The organism is Bacillus sp. GS3m_15504 (assembly GCF_055825275.1).
The window spans coordinates 2,634,054-2,653,897 of the sequence record NZ_JBVVNL010000001.1; the positions used below are offsets into that span (position 1 = coordinate 2,634,054).

22 protein-coding genes, 1 pseudogene and 1 other annotated feature are annotated in these 19,844 nt (G+C 33.0%); of the genes and pseudogenes, 5 read left to right on the forward strand and 18 right to left on the reverse strand.

What is annotated here, in order from left to right:
- Positions 1-6: 6 nt before the first annotated feature.
- Positions 7-318, forward strand: a pseudogene (locus AC0L0O_RS13880) (S41 family peptidase); the annotation flags it as partial.
- 32 nt (positions 319-350) lie between these two features.
- On the opposite strand, the gene AC0L0O_RS13885 reads toward AC0L0O_RS13880, so the two are convergent.
- The 6 genes from AC0L0O_RS13885 to AC0L0O_RS13910 form a co-directional block, all read right to left on the reverse strand.
- Positions 351-1,283, reverse strand: coding sequence for an aminoglycoside phosphotransferase family protein (locus AC0L0O_RS13885; protein ID WP_411501282.1), 933 nt, complete (start codon positions 1,281-1,283; stop codon positions 351-353).
- 12 nt (positions 1,284-1,295) lie between these two features.
- Positions 1,296-1,682 carry a VOC family protein gene (locus tag AC0L0O_RS13890; protein WP_001094656.1) on the reverse strand — a complete coding sequence of 129 codons (387 nt, stop codon included), beginning with the start codon at positions 1,680-1,682 and terminating at the stop codon, positions 1,296-1,298.
- Between the two features lies 1 nt (position 1,683).
- A complete protein-coding gene (locus AC0L0O_RS13895) occupies positions 1,684-2,319 on the reverse strand; it encodes an HAD family hydrolase (RefSeq protein WP_149282994.1) in 636 nt (211 codons plus the stop codon).
- A 106-nt stretch (positions 2,320-2,425) separates the two neighbouring features.
- On the reverse strand, positions 2,426-3,013 hold the full coding sequence (locus AC0L0O_RS13900; RefSeq protein ID WP_001134414.1) for a YpjP family protein: 588 nt from the start codon (positions 3,011-3,013) through the stop codon (positions 2,426-2,428).
- A 285-nt stretch (positions 3,014-3,298) separates the two neighbouring features.
- A complete protein-coding gene (locus AC0L0O_RS13905; protein WP_473785818.1) occupies positions 3,299-4,498 on the reverse strand; it encodes an ABC transporter permease in 1,200 nt (399 codons plus the stop codon).
- Positions 4,491-5,201 carry an ABC transporter ATP-binding protein gene (locus AC0L0O_RS13910; RefSeq protein ID WP_000895239.1) on the reverse strand — a complete coding sequence of 237 codons (711 nt, stop codon included), beginning with the start codon at positions 5,199-5,201 and terminating at the stop codon, positions 4,491-4,493. Before AC0L0O_RS13910 ends, AC0L0O_RS13905 begins: the two co-directional genes overlap by 8 nt.
- A 153-nt stretch (positions 5,202-5,354) precedes the next feature.
- Between AC0L0O_RS13910 and AC0L0O_RS13915 the strand changes: the two genes are divergently transcribed.
- Both AC0L0O_RS13915 and AC0L0O_RS13920 read left to right on the forward strand, forming a co-directional pair.
- Positions 5,355-5,786 carry a GNAT family N-acetyltransferase gene (locus AC0L0O_RS13915; RefSeq protein ID WP_000009791.1) on the forward strand — a complete coding sequence of 144 codons (432 nt, stop codon included), beginning with the start codon at positions 5,355-5,357 and terminating at the stop codon, positions 5,784-5,786.
- A 29-nt stretch (positions 5,787-5,815) separates the two neighbouring features.
- On the forward strand, positions 5,816-6,343 hold the full coding sequence (locus AC0L0O_RS13920; RefSeq protein WP_001284184.1) for an HAD-IIIA family hydrolase: 528 nt from the start codon (positions 5,816-5,818) through the stop codon (positions 6,341-6,343).
- 56 nt (positions 6,344-6,399) lie between these two features.
- Here the strand turns inward: AC0L0O_RS13920 and AC0L0O_RS13925 are convergent, their stop codons facing one another.
- From AC0L0O_RS13925 to AC0L0O_RS13950, 6 genes are all read right to left on the reverse strand, one after another.
- Positions 6,400-6,840, reverse strand: coding sequence for a GNAT family N-acetyltransferase (locus AC0L0O_RS13925; protein ID WP_001223857.1), 441 nt, complete (start codon positions 6,838-6,840; stop codon positions 6,400-6,402).
- Positions 6,837-7,310, reverse strand: coding sequence for an SAM-dependent methyltransferase (locus AC0L0O_RS13930; protein WP_000493269.1), 474 nt, complete (start codon positions 7,308-7,310; stop codon positions 6,837-6,839). Before AC0L0O_RS13930 ends, AC0L0O_RS13925 begins: the two co-directional genes overlap by 4 nt.
- Before the next feature lie 87 nt (positions 7,311-7,397).
- Entirely contained in the window at positions 7,398-8,096 is a 699-nt protein-coding gene (locus tag AC0L0O_RS13935; RefSeq protein ID WP_000848553.1) for an aspartate/glutamate racemase family protein, read from the reverse strand.
- A 147-nt stretch (positions 8,097-8,243) separates the two neighbouring features.
- Positions 8,244-9,446 carry an alcohol dehydrogenase EutG gene (eutG, locus tag AC0L0O_RS13940; protein ID WP_001158518.1) on the reverse strand — a complete coding sequence of 401 codons (1,203 nt, stop codon included), beginning with the start codon at positions 9,444-9,446 and terminating at the stop codon, positions 8,244-8,246.
- Positions 9,447-9,498: 52 nt separating this feature from the next.
- Positions 9,499-10,938: a GntP family permease gene (locus AC0L0O_RS13945; protein WP_000424312.1), complete on the reverse strand. Its 1,440-nt coding sequence runs from the start codon at positions 10,936-10,938 to the stop codon at positions 9,499-9,501.
- A gap of 209 nt (positions 10,939-11,147) precedes the next feature.
- Positions 11,148-11,813, reverse strand: a complete 666-nt coding sequence (locus tag AC0L0O_RS13950; RefSeq protein ID WP_428888750.1) for an HAD family hydrolase — start codon at positions 11,811-11,813, stop codon at positions 11,148-11,150.
- 196 nt (positions 11,814-12,009) lie between these two features.
- Between AC0L0O_RS13950 and AC0L0O_RS13955 the strand changes: the two genes are divergently transcribed.
- Complete coding sequence (locus tag AC0L0O_RS13955) at positions 12,010-12,807, forward strand: lipid II flippase Amj family protein (RefSeq protein WP_001018765.1); 798 nt, start codon at positions 12,010-12,012, stop codon at positions 12,805-12,807.
- Positions 12,808-12,839: 32 nt separating this feature from the next.
- A complete protein-coding gene (locus tag AC0L0O_RS13960; RefSeq protein WP_000701717.1) occupies positions 12,840-13,415 on the forward strand; it encodes a nucleotidyltransferase family protein in 576 nt (191 codons plus the stop codon).
- Positions 13,416-13,451: 36 nt separating this feature from the next.
- On the opposite strand, the gene AC0L0O_RS13965 is transcribed toward AC0L0O_RS13960, so the two are convergent.
- From AC0L0O_RS13965 to AC0L0O_RS13990, 6 genes are all read right to left on the reverse strand, one after another.
- A complete protein-coding gene (locus AC0L0O_RS13965) occupies positions 13,452-14,357 on the reverse strand; it encodes an alpha/beta fold hydrolase (RefSeq protein ID WP_000774251.1) in 906 nt (301 codons plus the stop codon).
- A 39-nt stretch (positions 14,358-14,396) separates the two neighbouring features.
- Positions 14,397-15,737 carry a sodium-dependent transporter gene (locus AC0L0O_RS13970; protein ID WP_000814522.1) on the reverse strand — a complete coding sequence of 447 codons (1,341 nt, stop codon included), beginning with the start codon at positions 15,735-15,737 and terminating at the stop codon, positions 14,397-14,399.
- Positions 15,738-15,854: 117 nt separating this feature from the next.
- Positions 15,855-16,103, reverse strand: a binding site (T-box leader).
- A gap of 129 nt (positions 16,104-16,232) precedes the next feature.
- Positions 16,233-16,616, reverse strand: coding sequence for a PepSY domain-containing protein (locus tag AC0L0O_RS13975; protein WP_000780498.1), 384 nt, complete (start codon positions 16,614-16,616; stop codon positions 16,233-16,235).
- Between the two features lie 108 nt (positions 16,617-16,724).
- Positions 16,725-17,663: a PepSY domain-containing protein gene (locus AC0L0O_RS13980; RefSeq protein WP_473785819.1), complete on the reverse strand. Its 939-nt coding sequence runs from the start codon at positions 17,661-17,663 to the stop codon at positions 16,725-16,727.
- A 19-nt stretch (positions 17,664-17,682) separates the two neighbouring features.
- The gene (locus tag AC0L0O_RS13985; RefSeq protein ID WP_000694900.1) at positions 17,683-19,041 is read right to left on the reverse strand and encodes a sensor histidine kinase; all 1,359 of its coding nucleotides are present in this window, start codon (positions 19,039-19,041) and stop codon (positions 17,683-17,685) included.
- Between the two features lie 3 nt (positions 19,042-19,044).
- A complete protein-coding gene (locus AC0L0O_RS13990; protein ID WP_131370680.1) occupies positions 19,045-19,728 on the reverse strand; it encodes a response regulator transcription factor in 684 nt (227 codons plus the stop codon).
- Positions 19,729-19,844 lie beyond the last annotated feature (116 nt).

The following is a 19,844-nucleotide window of genomic DNA, read 5'->3' on the forward strand; positions in this document are numbered from 1 at the left end:
AAAGCTATATACACAGAAATTTTCAAAGAAGTTATTTCAATTACTCATCACGATTATTCAGGTTGTATAGATAAGAAAGGATGGGACGATCCCACTACTTATTTACAGACAATCGAGAAACTAGAGAAGCAAGGAGAACTAACACCAGTACAATTTACTGAGATTGTACATGATTACTTATTAGACTTTAAAGATAATCATATGTTTTTCAAAATGATCTCTAACAATCAACCGCTTAACAGTGTTGGCTTTCAAGTAAAAAGATACGAAGACCGTCTCTATATTACATCCACTTCAAAACGAAGAATGATAAAAAAATAACAGGTAGCTGTGAATCACACCTACCTTTTCTATTTCATATTCATTTTTTCTGGTTGAAACCAAATTGGCTTTAATAGCTCAAAGTCTTTATGATCCTCTAAAACGATAGTAAGACGCTCTAACGTATCATCTAACATATGCGGTGCTGCTCGTAATGTCCAGACAACTGAAGAGAAAACTGTCATGCCAACGTACACAGCATATAACTTCCAGAACTCCTCTGGTATTATACCATTAAAGTATCCTTCTATTTGTCCGATTGAGTATGGGATACTAATGTCCCTTGCAAATAGTGCAATTTTTACAAAATCATGGAGTGGATCGCCCCAATCATAACCATTAAAATCAACAACCCCTACATATTTCCCATCCCGTACAATTATATTTTCTAAATGAAAATCATCGTGTTGAAATCGATTTGGGCGGTTTTGTAAATACATTTCATTTTCATCGATAAATTTAATGATTTTATCATCATTTTTTATTTTTATTCCGCACGTTTTATATGCCTCTACATATTTTTGATGTTTTTTCATTGCTCTTTCATACCATGGAAGTAAATCCTTAGGAGCTTCATATGTATGCATTTTTGCTAAATCTTTTCCTGCCTCTATACCAATTTCATATTGTTCTTTTGGTGAATACGTAGGCAATAGCTTCTTTGCATCTTCCCCTTCTAAATATGAAAAAATACTATAGCATACACCTTCTTCTTCCAATATACCTATTTCAATCGGCCTTTGTGCCTGTACGTTACGTTTTGCCATTTCATTTAAAATTTGAAACTCTATTTTTCTTCTTTCATACTCTTGTATATCGCCAATCCGTAACAAATATTTTTCATCATCAATTGTTGTAACTATATATTTTTTATCAGGTGAAAAACCTTTAGAAATTTCTTCAATATTCGCTGCATCTTTTACTATTTGTATATTGTTTTGCCATGTTGTAATTGTTTTCATGTATATTCCTCCTTACATTTCTACATTTGGTGTGTACGCCACTTCTATAATAAACCCATTCGGATCATAAAAATCAATCGTATAGTACCCTTCCGAATAATGATTCATTTCCATCGGACCACGTATTATCTTTATTTTCGTGCTAGAAAGAAATTCTGCTACCTCATCAACTACTTTTCTATTAATAGCTTGGTAACAAATATGTCTTGGTCCTAAAGTTCTTACAATTTCTTCATCTACTTCTTTAAAATATATTTCACTTTCTCCTGTGCTATATGCTACTTCATTTAACTTTCTCCAGCCAATTATAGAAAATAACATATCATAAAAAGAAATGGACTCCTCTAAATTCGCTACCCAAAATTCAATATGATGAATACCTGCTCGAAGTGTATTCATATTAAGAATACGCCCCTTGTACTACTTGTACAATTTCCATAGGTGTATTAACCATATAATCTGGTGCATCTTTTTTCACTGTTTCAATGACATCATATCCCCAAGATACCCAAATTACATTCACCCCTGCCTTTTTACAAGCCGCTACATCTCTCTGTTCATCACCAACGTATAATATATCTTTCTCCGTTATCTTTTTCGATTTTAAAAACCTTTTAATCATTTTATCTTTACCGAACAAATTTTTAGAACAATACACTTCTTGTATATTTTCTATACCATTATTGTGTAAAAACGCACGAATATGCTCCTCTGAGTTCGATGATATGACTGCAATTCCGTAGCCTTCTTTATGTAGTTCGTCTAATACATCTTTCATCCCATGGAACAAAATAAGATCTTTTATGGCAGGTTGATACAATTTATAAAACTCCAGCGCTAATATTGGTAGTTTATACAGCGGTACATCGAGTTGTTTACATCTCTCTGGCATCGTTAACTTGCGTAAATACTCGATTTCTTCTTCCCTTACCGTTTTATATCCGTGCTTTTTAGCAATTTGATTATAAATTGGTACAAATATATTTTGTGAATCTACTAATGTGCCATCAAAGTCAAAAACAATATATTTTTGCATTCCCATACTCCTTTTACTTCTTTTTTCTAAACCTATCTTATTCAACAACATAGTTGTCTTACCCTTCTATAAACATAAAAAAAGAACAAGATTTCTCTCGTTCTTTTTAAGAAAGCCATTTTGGCGGCACATTCGTATTCCAATAAATATTTCCTAACTCATGATGTCCTGAGTACCCATCATCAAAACGGTGATAGTGGAAATTAAAATAATAACCATCTTGCGGTGGATGATCTCTTCTTACGTGGAAACGCAATAAGTCATTTCCTGTTTTCGTATCGTAAACGTGAAAAATCTTTTCATTATTTCCACCCGCTGGTTTTTGAGAAATCGCTAATGATTGTAGCGATTCTTCTGGCACATCATTTGCTAGTTCAGCAATTGCCTCTTCAATTTTCGGTAATATTACATCCTTAAACTCATCTTCAATTACTGGACCAATTTTAGTGCCAAACTTTTGCATCGACTGCTTCTCTGCTTCTTGCATTGCGTAAGTAATAAAAGTATCGGTGGTTAACCTGTCATTCGTTTCTTCATATGTATAGGACGTACTCTCCAAATTTTGTTGCCCAGCTGTGCTTGTAGGCTTGTCCGCAGCTTTGGCATTATCAAGCAATATGGAAGGAGGCGTCACTAAACCAAATGTAAATACGGTAATTAATGCGACTAAGGTTTTTCTAAACCAATTTGGCATGTATGTTTCCTCCCCTTTCACTCATTATATTTTATATAACGGTCGTTTCCTCTATTATACAAAATGATTGTAATTTTTGCACTTTACAATTTTGTTAACGTTCACATATTTTTCACTTGAATATGGAATTGTAAGATTTCATACAATAAAATACAACAACAACAATGAGGAGGAGATCCGATGACTTTAGATGTCATGTATTCCGCCGCAAGCATACTCGTTTTAGTATATTTTATTTATCAATGTGTGACAGATTAGAAAAAGAGCCATTTTCCGGCTCTTTTTTTATGGTAAAAATACAATCCAACCAATCCATACTATAAAAATAATCCCGGCAATTACAGCTGCTAATAAATAAAAATAAGAAAGGATAATTATTCCATATAAAAGGATTACTGGAAGTAATAAATAGCGATCTGCCTTCCATCTTAACAATAGTAATTTGCCTTCATCACAATATAAATGAAGAAACATTTTTTTCGCAAATTCAGCCCAATAATCGCGTGCATAGCGGGAAATTGCAAATAAAGCAAATGCAAGAATAATAGCTGCAATCCACCTAGGACTCATAACAATACTTATCGCGCTTATACATACAATTGGAATATAAAATATTCGTGCACTACTTGTACGGAAAAATTCTTTCAAAAAGGATTCAACAATACGATCATCAGTTTTCTTCCCTAAAAACTTTTTAGAACGTGGAAACATCCACGGCTTTTTATTCGAACTACTCGGTTTAGCTGCATGACCACCAACTTGCATAATCCCACTCGTCCAGCGCATACTTTCTTCTTTTTCTTTTTCAACTTCTTTAAAAAAGGAATTTCTATAATTTAGTTTTTCTTTTATCAATGCGATAATTAGAAAAACTACTAGACCGATACATAGTATAGAATAAAATGGATTTTTATAAATAAGAAACAGGCTCATTCCCAAAAAGGATAGACTTATAGAAAATATTACATTTTTTATAATCCATAGTAGCCAGCCTTTCCCCACACGTACATGAATATATCTCGTTAATAACGACAACATACATCGAAATAGAGTAAAGAATAACCAAAATAATACGACTTGTATCTTCGTCACTCCAATACTTTTCATCAACACTGGTAACATAGCAACAACAACTACTACATTCGTTATCGCTATTCGAATAAACGTATATGTCATGCCATACTGGATTAATTTTTGCATGTGAGCGGGATACGAAATTAAAAATAAACTATCCGCTTGTTCAAAAAATGAACGAACTCCTCTCGTATATGTTACTAGATAAAATGCTAGTAAACCTAATCCAAAATAAATTATCTCTTCCATTGATAATTCGTTTATCCAGAGTGATCGATAATAGATTCCCATAAATATAAATGCTGGAATAATAATATATAATGCGACTGTCCAATCTGTTACCGACCGGATAGACTTCCATTTCCGCCCTAGTTCATGGCGTAATCTTTTATAAAATTGTTTTTTAATCATGCTGTTCACGCCTTACGATTACATCAAAACAATCTAATAATGAACTTCCTGGCATTTCTGCTAACGTTTGAATTGCCTCTAAATGGCCATCTGCGACTAATGTACCTTGTGAGATGAGTAAAAATCTTTCGCAAATTCTTTCAGCTGTATCTAATACGTGCGTACAAAGTAAAATTCCTGCCCCGCGTTCTTTTTCTTTATATAAATAACTTAAAAACTCTTTCGTAGCCACTGGATCTAGTCCGATAAAAGGTTCGTCAATAATATAAAAATCTGGTTCTGTTAAAAACGCTAATATAAGCATCGATTTTTGTTTCATACCTTTAGAAAACTTTGATAAATACTCATGTTTATGCTTATCCATTCGAAACAGATGTAATAACTCTTCCGCTTTCCTTTCCCAGCTTCCTACTTCGTTTCCTCGAGCAGCCATTAATAATTCAATATGTTCCCAGAGCGTCAAATAATCATAATAAGTTGGATGTTCTGGTACGTATGCATACGGATTTTTCTTTTCACCAAATGATATTTCACCATTCACATTTACAAGCAACCCTAGCATTGTTTTAATCGTCGTACTTTTTCCGGCACCATTTGCGCCAATAAGAGCAACTAATTCACCTTTTTCAATAGAAAAAGCGATATCATGAATTGTTTTTTCACCTATTTCATATCCAGCAGAGCGGATATTTACTTCTAACATACATTCCCCTTCTTTCCATTTCCAATACAAACAAGGAAAAGAATAACATATAACTATCTATATATCATTATAAAATATTTACTTTCCTAGCAGGAAAAAACATTTTTAAACAGAATAATAAATATTTGATTACATTTTATTGGAGTGGATAATATGTCTTTTCAAATTCGTGAAGCTACGATAAACGATATAGATGCACTTTGCTCTTTAACAACAGAACTAAAAGGTTCCTCTATTTCGTATGAGGATATGAACAACCGATTGCAATTCGTACAAATGAGTCCTTTTGATTTTTTATATGTTTATGAGGAAGAAAAAACTATATTTGGATTACTTGGGTTTCGTATACGTGAAAATTTAGAAGATATAACTCGGTATGGAGAAATTTCAATTATTAGCGTTGATTCTACAATACGACGAAAAGGCATTGGGCACATATTAATGGATTATGCAGAGCAATTAGCAAAGAAGCATAATTGCATTGGCACATGGCTAGTTAGTGGAACAAAAAGAGTAGAAGCTCATCCTTTTTACAAAAAATTAGGATATGAAGTAAATGGCTATCGATTTGTAAAACATTTTTAAACTACTTTTTAATGGAAAGGACTATAACTATGGCAAACATTCAAGCAATTTTCATTGATCGTGACGGTACAATTGGCGGCGACACTACAATACATTATCCAGGATCATTTACATTATTTCCTTTTACAAAAGCATCACTGCAAAAATTAAAAGCTAATCATATAAAAATTTTCTCTTTCACAAATCAACCAGGTATCGCGGATGAGATAGCGACTATAGCCGATTTTTCACAAGAATTAAAAAGCTTCGGTTTTGATGATATTTACGTATGTCCTCACAAACACAGTGATGGTTGTGAATGCCGGAAACCAAGTACAGGTATGCTTCTACAAGCAGCGGAAAAACATGGGCTTGATTTAACACAATGTGCTGTAATTGGTGATCGCTGGACTGATATTGTTGCGGGAGCAAAAGTGAATGCGACAACAATTTTAGTACGAACAGGCGCTGGATACGACGCTTTACATACGTACCGAGACAAGTGGGCACATATTGAACCAAACTACATTGCAGAAAACTTTGAAGATGCGACAAATTGGGTTTTAAATCAACTATAATGCTAATTAAAAGAGACGCCTTCAAAATGAAAGCGCCTCTTTTAATCTATTATTATTTAAAACGTTAATTCATAATGGAAATAACGATTATCTCTCAAATATCCATTTTCAGCATATAATCGCTGCGCTGATAAATTATCAATCTCTGTTTGTAATTTTACACCTTTTGCACCATTTTCTAAGGCAAATTCTTTCGCAGCTTCTAATAATTTTTTTCCTGTTCCTGCTCCGCGCCTAGCGGCTTGCACAAATAAATCATTTAAAATCCATAATTCTTTCATCGAAATAGAAGAAAATGATGGGTATAATTGTGTGAACCCAATATATTCACCGTCTTCAACTGCCACGAAAATAACGGATTCTTTTCTCTCCATTCGATTTCGTAAAAATACTTTTGCTCCTTCTATATCGGAATCTTGTCTATAAAACATACGATAGTTATTAAAAACTGATGCTAGTCCATCTAAATCTGCAATTGTTGCCTCATATATTCTCATTTTACTCCATTCCCCTTCCAATACTGTCTCATTATATCCGTTGCCCATTTAGGCTGTACAATTTCTTCTCTCGGCATAAACTCTTTCATTATTGGCTTTATATCCAATATAGGGGTGCCATCAATAGCATCTAACCCCTCAACAATAATTGATTTACCTTCTCTTTTAATTACCTTTACAATTGTTGCTCCTATGCGATTCGGACGATTTTTCCCGCGCTGTACAAAAATGCCTACTTTAGGATAATCATGATTATTTCTAGGATGTCTAGCAACATATTGAATTTGTTCATCAGTTACTTTGTGAAAATAAAAAACTACTTCAATATGAGAAAAATCTTCAATCCCTTGTATACTTTCCTCTGTATACATTTCCGTTAAAGTAATATAGGATCTTACTTCTCCCCACTCATCATCTTTTATTTCCTTTCTTTCATTATGTACAAATGCGATTGACTGAACTGAAAACATACGCATTCCCCCTTAAATGTAACCACTTACATTATAAAATATTTTCTGAATGTTTTCCACATACGCGAACTAGGTTACATAATATAATTATAATCTATTTTGTAAGGCGAAATGAACTGCTTCAACTGCATGTATACGGGTTGTGTCGAATATCGGAACTGATACGTCTTCCTGTTTAATTAATAATCCTATTTCTGTACATCCTAAAATAATTCCTTTGGCCCCTTCTTGTATTAGATTTTCTATAACTCTTTTATAATACTCTCTAGATTGAGATGTTATCTTTCCTAAGCACAATTCTGTATATATTACTTCATTTACCTTATCTCTATCCTTTTCTGATGGTACCACTACTTTTATATGATTCTCTTCAATACGTGACTTATAGAAATCTTGCTCCATTGTATATTTAGTTCCAAGCAAACCAACTGTTTGAATATCTTTTCTTTTAATTTCTTTTGCAGTTGCATCAGCAATATGTAAGATTGGAATATGAATATTCTCCTTTATTTTCTCAACTACTTTATGCATTGTATTTGTACAAATAATTATAAAATCTGCTCCTCCCTTTTGTAATGAATATGCTGCATTCCCTAGAATTTCTCCTGCACTATCCCAATCACCGCTAGACTGATATCGTTCAATCTCTTCAAAGTCTACACTATTAATTAAACATTTAGCTGAATGTAACCCACCTAATCTACTTTTTATTTCTTCATTTATGATTCGATAATATTCAGCAGTTGATTCCCAACTCATACCACCAATTAAACCTATCGTTTTCATTAACTTACACCTACCTTACACTATTTTTTAAAGTTAATTACAACATTTTATTATGTATATTATACATAATAAAGCAAGACTTTACGTTTGAAATATAAAGCCTTGTTTTAACTATTTCCAAGGAAATTTTATAAGAATATTCTGGAATTAATTCCCTAATGTTTTTATTGAATCTTCATATTTATAATGAAAACATTCTCGATACAACTGTTTAATTTCATCATATGATGGCACACGTGGGTTATTCGCTGGACTTCCACTTTCAATTGCATCTGACGCCATTTTAGAAATAGCTTTTTCAAACTCAAGCTCACCAATTCCGTATTCTTTTAAATTTGGAATATGAAGATCAAAACAAAGTTTTTTTATTTCCCCCAGCGTGTAGTCGGCTACTTCTTCATCACAATAGGAATACAAATCTTTATTTAAACAGCGGCCAATTTCCGCTAGTCTTTTTACCGCACTACCTTTTGTATACTCTAAAACTGTAGGTAATAGTATTGCATTCGATATACCATGTGGTACATGAAATAATGCTCCTACTGGTCTCGACATGCCATGAACTAATGTAACAGATGCATTAGAAAATGCAATTCCAGCTTGTAAGGACGCTATCATCATCGCTTCTCTTGCCTCCATATTCTCTCCATCTTCATATGCAATACGTAAATATTTCATAATACTTTCAATAGCGGAAAGAGCTAATACATCTGTAAGTGATTGTGAAACTTTAGAAATATATGCTTCGACTGCATGACATAAAGCATCTATCCCTGTTGCTGCTGTAATGTGAGGTGGTACCGAACGTGTTAAAATTGGGTCAATAATTGCTACTTGCGGGGTAAAACTCGGATGCTTCATCATCATTTTTACATCTGTTCGTTTATTCGTAATTACTGCTACACTTGTTACTTCCGATCCAGTTCCAGAGGTTGTTGGGATTGCAATAAGTGGTAGCGGATCATTGTCTATTTCCCTATCCTTTTGGACATAATCTTCCACTTCTCCGCCATTTGTATATAACACCGCAACTGCTTTTGCTGCATCAATACAACTTCCACCACCAAGACCGATTATAAAATCACACTTTCCTTCTTTACAAATAGTTAACGCCTCTAACACGTGTATATTTGTAGGCTCAGCATTTACTTTATTATATGTAATAACAGTTATACCTTTCGTATTTAATTGTTGTATACACCTCTCAACATATCCTAAATCCTCCATAATTGTATCCGTAACTATAAACGCTCTTTTCCCGAATTTCTTAGATTGTTCCCACAGCTTTTCAAGAGAATTTCTTCCATATAATACAGACTTCGGCATACGAAACTCAGCAACTTCTTGCAAGTACTCCACCCCTTCTTACCCTAATTAATATTTTAGTTCATAATATATCGACTTAATAAATTCCTGTTACTGTATAGAATGCAATAACTAAAAACACAGCAACCGTTTTCAAAACAGTAATTGCAAAAATATCTTTATATGACTGTTTATGTGTTAAACCTGTTACTGTAAGAATAGTAATAATAGCCCCGTTATGTGGTAATGTATCCATTCCTCCTGATGCCATTGACACAATACGATGCATTACTTCTAATGGAATATCGAATTGATTGGCCGCTGCAATAAACTTATCACCCATTGCACTTAAAACAATTCCCATTCCTCCTGATGCAGAGCCTGTAATACCAGCTAAAATATTCGTCGTTACTGCTCCATTCACAAGAGGATTTGTGAATGTGGCAGAAATGCCATCTCTCATAATTGCGAATCCTGGAAGTGCTGCGATGACACCACCGAATCCAAACTCAGCTCCTGTATTCATCGTTGCCAGTAGCGCCCCACCAATACTTGTATTTAATCCAGCTTGAAATCCTGTTACGACTCGTTTCCAATATAATAATAATGTTGTTACTATACCTATAATAAGTGCCAATTCTACTGACCAGATTCCAACTACTGCACTTAATTCTACTTTTCCAAATGCTTTCATACCAATTGCAGAAAAATCAAAACCATTCGGATACCACTTCGGTATCATAATAGTAAACACTTTATTCATTACACCTACTAAAATAAGTGGTATAAAAGCAATTACTTGCTGTGCTCTTGTAATTTCAAGGCTTTTCAGTAACGGCATATCTTTTTGTTCTGCTTGTAAAGAAGCTGCCATTTCAGTATTTCCATCGTTAAAACCATAATATCCTTCTCCAGCTGCTTTCGCCTTCTTACGTCTACTCTCTAAATATAGTAAACCTAATGTAAGAACAAAAATTGCCCCTACAATACCAAGTATTGGCGCAGCATAAATGTCTGTTTTAAAAAACGTTGTAGGTATTACGTTTTGAATTTGTGGTGATCCAGGTAGCGCATCCATCGTAAACGTGACCGCTCCAAGCACGATTGTTCCAGGGATTAAACGTTTTGGAATATTCGCTTGTCGAAACAATTTAGCTGCGAACGGATATACAGCAAACACTACTACATACACACTAACACCACTATACGTTAAAATAGCACCCATTAATACAATCGCTAATATTGTACGTTTTTCACCAACTAACTCTATAATTGTCTTTGCAATCGAGTCCGCAATCCCTGACATTTCTACTACCTTCCCAAATATTGCCCCAAGTAAAAATACAGGAAAATATAGTTTAATAAAACCTACCATTTTCTCCATAAAAATATTCGAAAAGAAAGGTAATACAAAACTAGGTTCTGTCAAAAATACCGCAAATAATGCAAATATTGGTGCAAATAAAATTACAGAAAAACCTCTATATGCTACAAACATAAGTAAACTAAGTGCTAATAATATAATAACTAGCTCCAATTATAACCCTCCTTTAAACAGAAAATTCAAATTATTATTGATAAACTTTTACTACTAATCTTTTGATTCTGACATCACTCCTCTTATTCATACAAATTTTTCATGCTAAAAATGTCTAATTATAAGTATTCGATTACATATGAAAAATCCCTTTAAACAAAAAACGATTTCATCATCGTACGTTATAAAGGGATTTTTAGTCTCTATATTTACTTTTTAATCAAACTATTTTCTAAACAAAGATGGTGTAGTTCTTTTACATCAATTGCGATATGAGTTGCACCCACTTCAGTCAATTCTGTTTCACTACCATAGCCATATAAAACGCCGATTGATGCAATTCCATTCTGATTCGCACCAATTATATCGTGCTTTCTATCTCCAATCATAACAATTTCTTCTTTATTAAGTTCTTCATTTGTTTGTAAAATATGAGCAATGATTTCTTCTTTTTTTATTCTCGTACCATCTAAATTACTTCCAATGATATCTTCAAAATAATTCGTTAGTTGAAAATGCTCTATAACTTGTTCAGCAAAAATAGTAGGCTTTGAAGTTGCTATAAATAAACGATTGCCTGTATCTTTTAATTGTTTTAAAAGAATTGGAATACCCTCGTATATATTATTCGCTAACAATCCACTTTGCTTTAAATACTCTCTGAAATAAAAAACAGCTCGTTCAACTTCTCCTTCATTCATATTATATCTCTCTACGAATGATTGCTGGATGGGTGGACCAATAAATGAATCTAACTCACTTATATGTAATTCTTCAATGCCAACCTTTTTTAATGCATACAATACTGAATTGACAATCCCTTCTTTCGGATCCGTCAATGTTCCATCTAAATCAAATAAATATGTTGTATACACGTTTCAATCCCCCACTCGTTTTACTTTATAAGTAACCTATAACAGATTTCCCCTCTTTCCCTTCTATTATAATACTATCATTATCTTTTTTTCTGAAAAATTACTTTTCCTATGTCACATACTTTCAGTTACAAAATGTAATAGATATGATAAAGTAAAAAAGTTACAATTATTTTAATAGAAACTGGTGAAACAAATGGCAATTACGTTAATTTTTATAATGGCTTTCACAATTGTAATCCACGCAGTTGAAACAAGCTCTTATAGTATTCGCTTAGCAGGCGTTCGTTTAAAGAAGATTGCTGTTGCATTATCTGTCGTAGGAATCGTGTTACTCATTTCAAGAACGTCAAACTTACTACAAGCCTTTTTACTTGGCGGGATTGTCGATGAAGCAAAACTAGATTCTTCTATTGATTTAGAGAATATTATGCGACTCGTTCTATTATCGGCTTCTATTGGTACGTTGCTTGCGATTATACTATATCCAACTTTGACAAAACTATTTGGATACGTCATTCAAAATTTTGAAACAGATGGTTCATTCATTCGAATGATGAAGACGAATAACATTCAAAAATTAAAGTACACAAAAAAATATGTACGGTTTCCAAAGTTCGAAATGATTCATAGGCTGCGTATCGGTGGTATTCCAAAACGTATTATGCTTATTAACATGTTTGCTACTGCTATTTATACAGCGGGGGTTCTTTCCGCATTATATGCTTCTTTTTTAATTCCAGCTTTCGCAACAAAAGCCACTACAGCTTCTGGTCTTATTAATGGTTTTGCTACTATTTTATTAACAGTGCTATTAGATCCACGTATTGCTCTTTTAACAGAGCGCGCTCTTCAATCAGAAGAAGGTGCTGAAGCGATGAGTAAAATGTATGCTTGGCTAATGATTTCTAGACTTTTTGGTACATTACTAGCTCAACTGTTATTCATACCAGGTGCTTACTGGATTAAATGGATTATAAAGCTTATGAATTAATGCACTCTCTAAAAAAGAAGGTGAGATAACAAATGAAAATACAAACAGAGCAAGATATAGTTCGCTTAATAGAAAACGACGAATGGATGATGAATGTATTACAAATAGCAAAATCACTAGAATTACCTGATTGGTGGATTTGTGCCGGATTTATTCGTTCTAAAATTTGGGATACTTTACATAACTATGAAGCTAAAACGACTATGCCTGATGTTGATGTGATTTATTATGATAGTCTACATAAAGATGAGATATACGAACAATCATTAGAAACGAAATTAATGAATATGGATGCTGCTATCCCTTGGTCTGTAAAGAATCAAGCCCGTATGCATGTAGTAAATAATATGCCACCGTATTCTTCTTCTGTTGATGCTATTTCTAAGTTCCCTGAAACAGCAACGTCTTTAGGAGTTACATTAGACGAAAAAAGCAATGTTATATTAACAGCTCCGTGCGGGATAGAAGATGTACTTTCCTTACAAGTGAGACCAACAGCTCATTTTCTTGAATCGAAAGAACGATTACATATGTACAAAAATAGAGTTATTAAAAAGAATTGGCAAAGTAAGTGGCCTAGCATTACAATCACATATCCAGAAATATAGAAAGGATGCTTCTTATTAAGAGAAGCACCCTTTTCTTCATTTCAAAAAATGTATGACTGTTTCTGCGAATCTATCTGCTTCCTCATAATGAGGTGAATGACCGCTCTCTTCAAATACGATATACTTGCCGTTTCGAGCATCTTTATTAAATATTTCAATTTGTTTTTCACACGTTACTACATCATGTTTTCCTACTATTAATAACATTGGATTCTGTACATCTTTTATTTTAGATAATAATGACGTATGACATGCTCCCTCTAATTTTAATTTATCAAAATGGATCTTGGAGCGATTTGAAAATACTTCCCACTCTTCATCACTATATAAACTCTCATCTGTCCCATCTTCCTTATAATTGTAAATCTCCATTCTTTTTTCTTCTAGTTCATCACTTAGTCTTATATAAGCTTCTAGCAACTCTTCTGAACTCGCATTGCTAGATGAATAAGCAAGAGATTCTTCTGCTACTTCTTCTTTTCCATACTTTTTTAATAAATGCCCTGTCTTTTGCAACAAAGCCCTGCTTGTTAATGCAAAATCAAAAGTTGGTCCTTCAAATATTATTTTCTTTATTGAACCTGGATATATCGACGCATATAGCAATGCTAAATATCCACCGAAAGAGTGTCCAATTATAGACCACTTCTTAATTTGTAATACTTTTTTTAATTCCTCACAGTCTTCAATCAAATCATTTAATCCAAAAGCTTCGTCTTCAGTAATTTCTTCTGAGCGACAAACACCTCTTTGATCTATCATAATTACATATAAAGAATCTTTTAAACGTTCCGCTTGATGAAATGAAAAATCATAGCAACTTTCTCCCGGTCCACCATGCAAGTATAGAACTGGTTTATTTTTAGGATCTCCATGCGTTTCAACGTATAGCTTTTTCCCTCTAATATTCATGTATTTACCTGTTTCTATCAAATCGGCCATAAACATCACCTTTTTTACTGAATATTATAACATTTATTCTTAAATAACCCCTATTACATTTAAAAAGACGATAATTATTGCGAGCGGCGCTACAAATCGAAGTAAAAACGCCCAACAAGTAAATACTTTCTTTCCATAATTACCACCTACAAAAAACTCTGCTTCTAGCACCTTCTTTTCCATTTTGAATGAAACAAAAATACTAATGAATAGTGCACCAAGTGGCATTAATATATTACTAGATAAGAAGTCTACAGCATCAAAAATATTCTTTCCGAAAATCGTAATATCACTCCATACTCCAAATGATAAAGCTGATGGTATACCTACTAAGAAAATGCAGAAACCGATCATCCATGATAACTTTGTTCTTCTTTCTTGTTCTCCATTTGCTAATGCTGAAACAACTGTCTCTAGTAAAGAAAATGCCGATGTTAATGTCGCAAATGTAAATAGTGCAAGAAATACTGTTAAGAAAAAACCACCAAATGGAATTTGACTAAATACTGATGGTAATACGATAAATAATAATCCAGGCCCTTCTGTCGGCTCCATTCCTAATGAAAATACGGCCGGAAAAATAGCAAGACCCGCAAATAATGAAACAAATAAATTCAATCCAACAATTGTTATTGCTGATTTTGGTAAACTTTCTTTTTTATTTAAATAGGAACTATACGTAACCATAATAGAAATCCCGATACTAATCGCAAAGAATGATTGGCCCATTGCGAACAAAATACTTTCTGAAGTAATCTTTGAAAAATCTGGTTGCAAGAAAAACTTCACACCCTGTATCGCATTATCAAGTGTTAATGAACGAACAATAAGAGCCACAAATAAAACGAACAACGCTGGTAACATATATTTACTTGCTTTTTCAATTCCGTTTTGTACACCTTTTGATACAACCCAAATCGTAATGAACATAAAAGCGAAATGTCCCAAAATAGCCCAAGCGGGATTTCCAATTGTTTCAGTAAACAACGCACCGTAATTTTGTCCTGGAGTAATAAGTTGTCCAGTTACTCCTCTGAATAAATAAATGAATACCCATCCACCTACAACACTATAAAACGAAAGTAATATAAAACACGTTCCTACGCCAAGGCGTCCAATCCAGTGCCACCCTGTATTTGGTGCAATACTTTTAAATGCGCCAACTGCTTGTTTCTGCGTGCTACGTCCAATCATAAATTCAGCTATAAGTAGTGGTAATCCAATTAATACAGTAAATAATATAAAGATTAAAAAGAATGCCCCTCCCCCGCTCTTCCCGGCGATATAAGGAAACTTCCATATTGCACCTAGTCCAATTGCTGATCCTGCTGCAGCCATTATAAAACCTAATTTCGAAGTCCATTGCTCCGTTTGTTTCATCTTATTTTCCTCCTAATTAAATCTTTTTATATAAATAAATAAATTTTATGAACCTATCCAAATAAACCCTCCATTTCTTTTTCTATAAAATAAAAAATGGCTCAGCATCTCTTTATATAAAGAGACGCTAAGCCATTTGCTTAACGCGGTACCACCCTTATTGATTCCATTATGAATCCACCTTAGTAGTAATCGTTCGATTACAAACCTAATATCGAAGGTTAACCGTTAAGATTTACTAAGAATGTGATTCCGTTCTACCTTACTGCTCCTAGGCGAGTTCAGGATGTCATTTGACTATGTCACACCAACCCATAGCTCTCTGTACAAATACATGACCTTACTACTCCTATTCAACGCATTTTAATATTTAGAATATATTTTCTTTTGAAATTAATATGAAGTATATCGGTTATATTGGTAACTGTCAAGGTATATGTTAATTTTTTTCGAAAAGAATGTTCCGTTGTAATTTTGTACAATAGGGCGATGTTATTAATCATCTAGATCATCATACTCCATATCGTCTTCACCTTTGTCATCATCTTCATCTTCATTTTTAATAAATTCAAATTCCTTTTCCGCTATAATATTCCCGTTTTTCTTGTTAATATATATTTCTTCCTCACCTTTGTTTGTTTCTACCTCTATTTCATATACCCCCTTATCGTCCATACGTTCTACATCAATTTCCTCTACAACTCCATTTACCTTTTCAATTGCAATTTGTTTAGCTGTTTCTGGACTAAGCTCTTTACTTTCGTAACTTTTTTCTTCTCTCTCTTCATATCGCGTTTCTTCATGTTCCATTGCATTCACACCATATGCTGTCCCTCCAGCAATGAAAAGCACCATTACGATTCCAATCCATAATTTCATTTCATATTCCTCCTCTTCATTTCTTTCTTACTTACATACTAAAATGTTAAAATGAAAGAAATCTGTGAGGAACATTAAAATTTGATGAGAATCCGTTTATTGTTGTCATTATCCTTCATCATCATCATCTTGATCATCGTCATCTTGTTGTTGCGATGACTCCTTTTGCTGAATAGTGTTATTTACTGATGTAGTTGATATAATTTCTCCTGTTATTGTATGTACCCTTACATCAACCGTTTCTGTTTGTTTTTTTATTATAATTTGATAGGTAGCCGTACCATTTATATCAACTATACTTACCTTCTCAATAAATCCACCTTGTACTTTTTGTAACGCAACTTCTTTCGCCTGCTCTTCTGTTATAACTTTTTGTATTTGTGAAGTACCAATAAAAGCGCCTGTAGTTTCTTCAATTTCTACTATTACATTCTCATTTGCATTTTTCTCTATTTCTATTACATATATATTTTTTTCATTTTTTTGCTCAAGCCTAATTCCCTTTACATTCCCTGGCACTTGCTGCACTGCAATTTCTTTTGCCTGCTCTTCTGTAACTTTTGTCATCGGTTTCTCTAACAATTGAATTTGACCAGTTGTTTTTTCAATCTCAACTATCTTACTTTGCTTATCATTTGTTTCTACCGTAATTACGAACACTTCTATCTCATTTCTCTTTTCTAATATAGTATGTTTAATTTCACCTTGTACTTTCTGTAGCGCCATTTCTTCCGCTTTCTCTTTCGTTATTGTATTACTTTTTAATGATTTTTCTTTTGCGCGTTTTATCTCTCCATTTTTGGCATCTACTATTATTTCATATGAGCCTTGTTCATTTAGAAGATTTACCTTATAAAAATCTTGTTCCTCTTTATTTATTAATTTCATACTTTTAATTTTTCCAGGATACTGTTCAGAAACAATACTTTGAATTTGCTTCTCAGATAATATTGTTTCTCCTTGCTTAGAAACAATACGTTGTGATACAAACGCTACACTTACAACCGTGAAGCAAACTAACAATGCAATTTTCCATTTCTTTTTCATGTTTAAAGCTCCTATCTCTTTATGAAAAATGAGGTAAATTTACTGTAACTTTCGTCCATTTTCCTTCTTCACTTTCAAGTTGTATATCTCCTTCATGAGCATCAATAATTTGTTTGGCAATCGATAAACCTAAACCAGTCCCCCCTGTTTCCCTACTCCTCGCTTTATCAACTCGAAAGAAACGGTCAAATACTTTCTGTATATCTTCTTTAGGAATTCCCATACCGTAATCTTGAATAGAAAAAAAGACTTTTTCTTTTTGTATTCCTACTATAATATCTATAGAATCTTTACTGTATTTCATTGCATTATCTAATAAAACTACTAATACTTGTTTTATTTTTTGTTCGTCAATATTTACAACAATTTTTTCTTCATCTGTTATAACACGAAAATTCCGAGCATATGTTTTTTCTAACTGCTCAGCAGTCACCTGACATAATCGGACTAAATCTGATTCGTTAGTCTCCAAACTCCACTCAGCACTACTATTTGCAAGAAGCAACATTTGATTCGTCATACCTTTCATTCTTACTGCCTCTGAATAAATCGCTTCTACAGATTCTTCCAAAACATCTTGTTTTTTCATTCCCCATCTTTTTAATAATTTCGCATAACTTTCAATAACTGTTAACGGTGTTCTTAATTCATGCGAAGCATCTGAAACGAACTGTTGCTGCTTTTCAAAGTTCTGATGTAATAAATCAATCATTTTATTAAATGTCGATCCCATTTTGTGAAGTTCATCTTTTGACTTGTTCTCAAGCGGTATTTTTTTGAATATCCCTCTAACTTGTATATGCTCCATAGTTTGTATTAAAGAATTTACAGGTTTTAAAATAAGCTTACTTAACATTCTTCCTGCAAAAAAAGACGGAATTAAAACGAGAAGTGATGCAATAACTAATACATTTTTTAACATATTTAAATTCTCTTGCAAACTATCTAAACGTTCTGTCATTTCTAACGAAACGATTTTCCCATCATTCCAAATGATTGGTATTTTTATATAGGCAAATTTACCCTCGTTCTTCTCATAAATTCCAGCTGACTCTTTTCTTTCAAATTTCGTATTTAATGCTGGAATTGGTTTTGTACTATCCACTTCTTGCCTAATCATTACCTTTGAATTTTCATTAATAATTCTAATCATACCATTTGAAGGTAAGTATGGTTGCAATAGACTTATTGCATCTACTTTCTTTGCTGAATCCGCATTCATTCCATCAATGATATGTATTGCCTCACGTTTCAATCGTTCTAACTCTCCATTCGTAGTCACTTTATAAAACAAAAAATATATTGAACTATTAATAATTAATAAAATAAGTAGTAACCATACTGTAGAGAATAAATATATTTTATTTTTAATTTTCATATGTTACACCTTTAAGACATACCCAACACCTCTAACAGTGTGAATAAGTGGTACGTCCACATTACAATCTACTTTTTTGCGCAAATATCGAATATATACGTCAACAACATTTGTATCGCCATAATAATCAAATCCCCAAACATTCGTTACAATTTGCTCACGGTTTAACACTTGATTTTCATGCTTCATTAAAAATAGTAATAAATCAAACTCACGTGGTGTTAAGTCGATTAGACTATTCCCTCTTTTCACTTCTCTCGTTTTCTCATCTAAATATAAATCTGTAATTTGATAACTACTATTTTCCTCTTCTTTTACTACATTTGAAATTCTTAAACAAGCACGAATTCTTGCTAATAATTCTTCTATTTGAAAAGGCTTTGTGATATAGTCACTTGCTCCTTGATCTAAACCACTAACCTTGTCAACAACTGAATCACGAGCAGTTAATAAAATAATAGGTATTACAGCATTTTTCAAACGTATTCTTCGAAGAACTTCTAACCCACTTATATTTGGAAGCATTACATCAAGTAATATTAAATCCCAATTACCATTTCCGAACTTTTCCATTGCCTCTGTACCTGTTTTTGCAATTTCACTTTCATATCCTTCAAATTCTAATTCTAACTGCACGACACGAGCAATTTTTTCTTCATCCTCAACGATTAAAATTCTTTCTCCCATAAAAACCTCCTATAATATATATTTGCACCATTTTAGTATAACAAGTAATACTTTCCTTCAAAAGAAAAAATACCCAATATGTTTTACCCTTAATGAAAAAAATCAGGAATGAAATA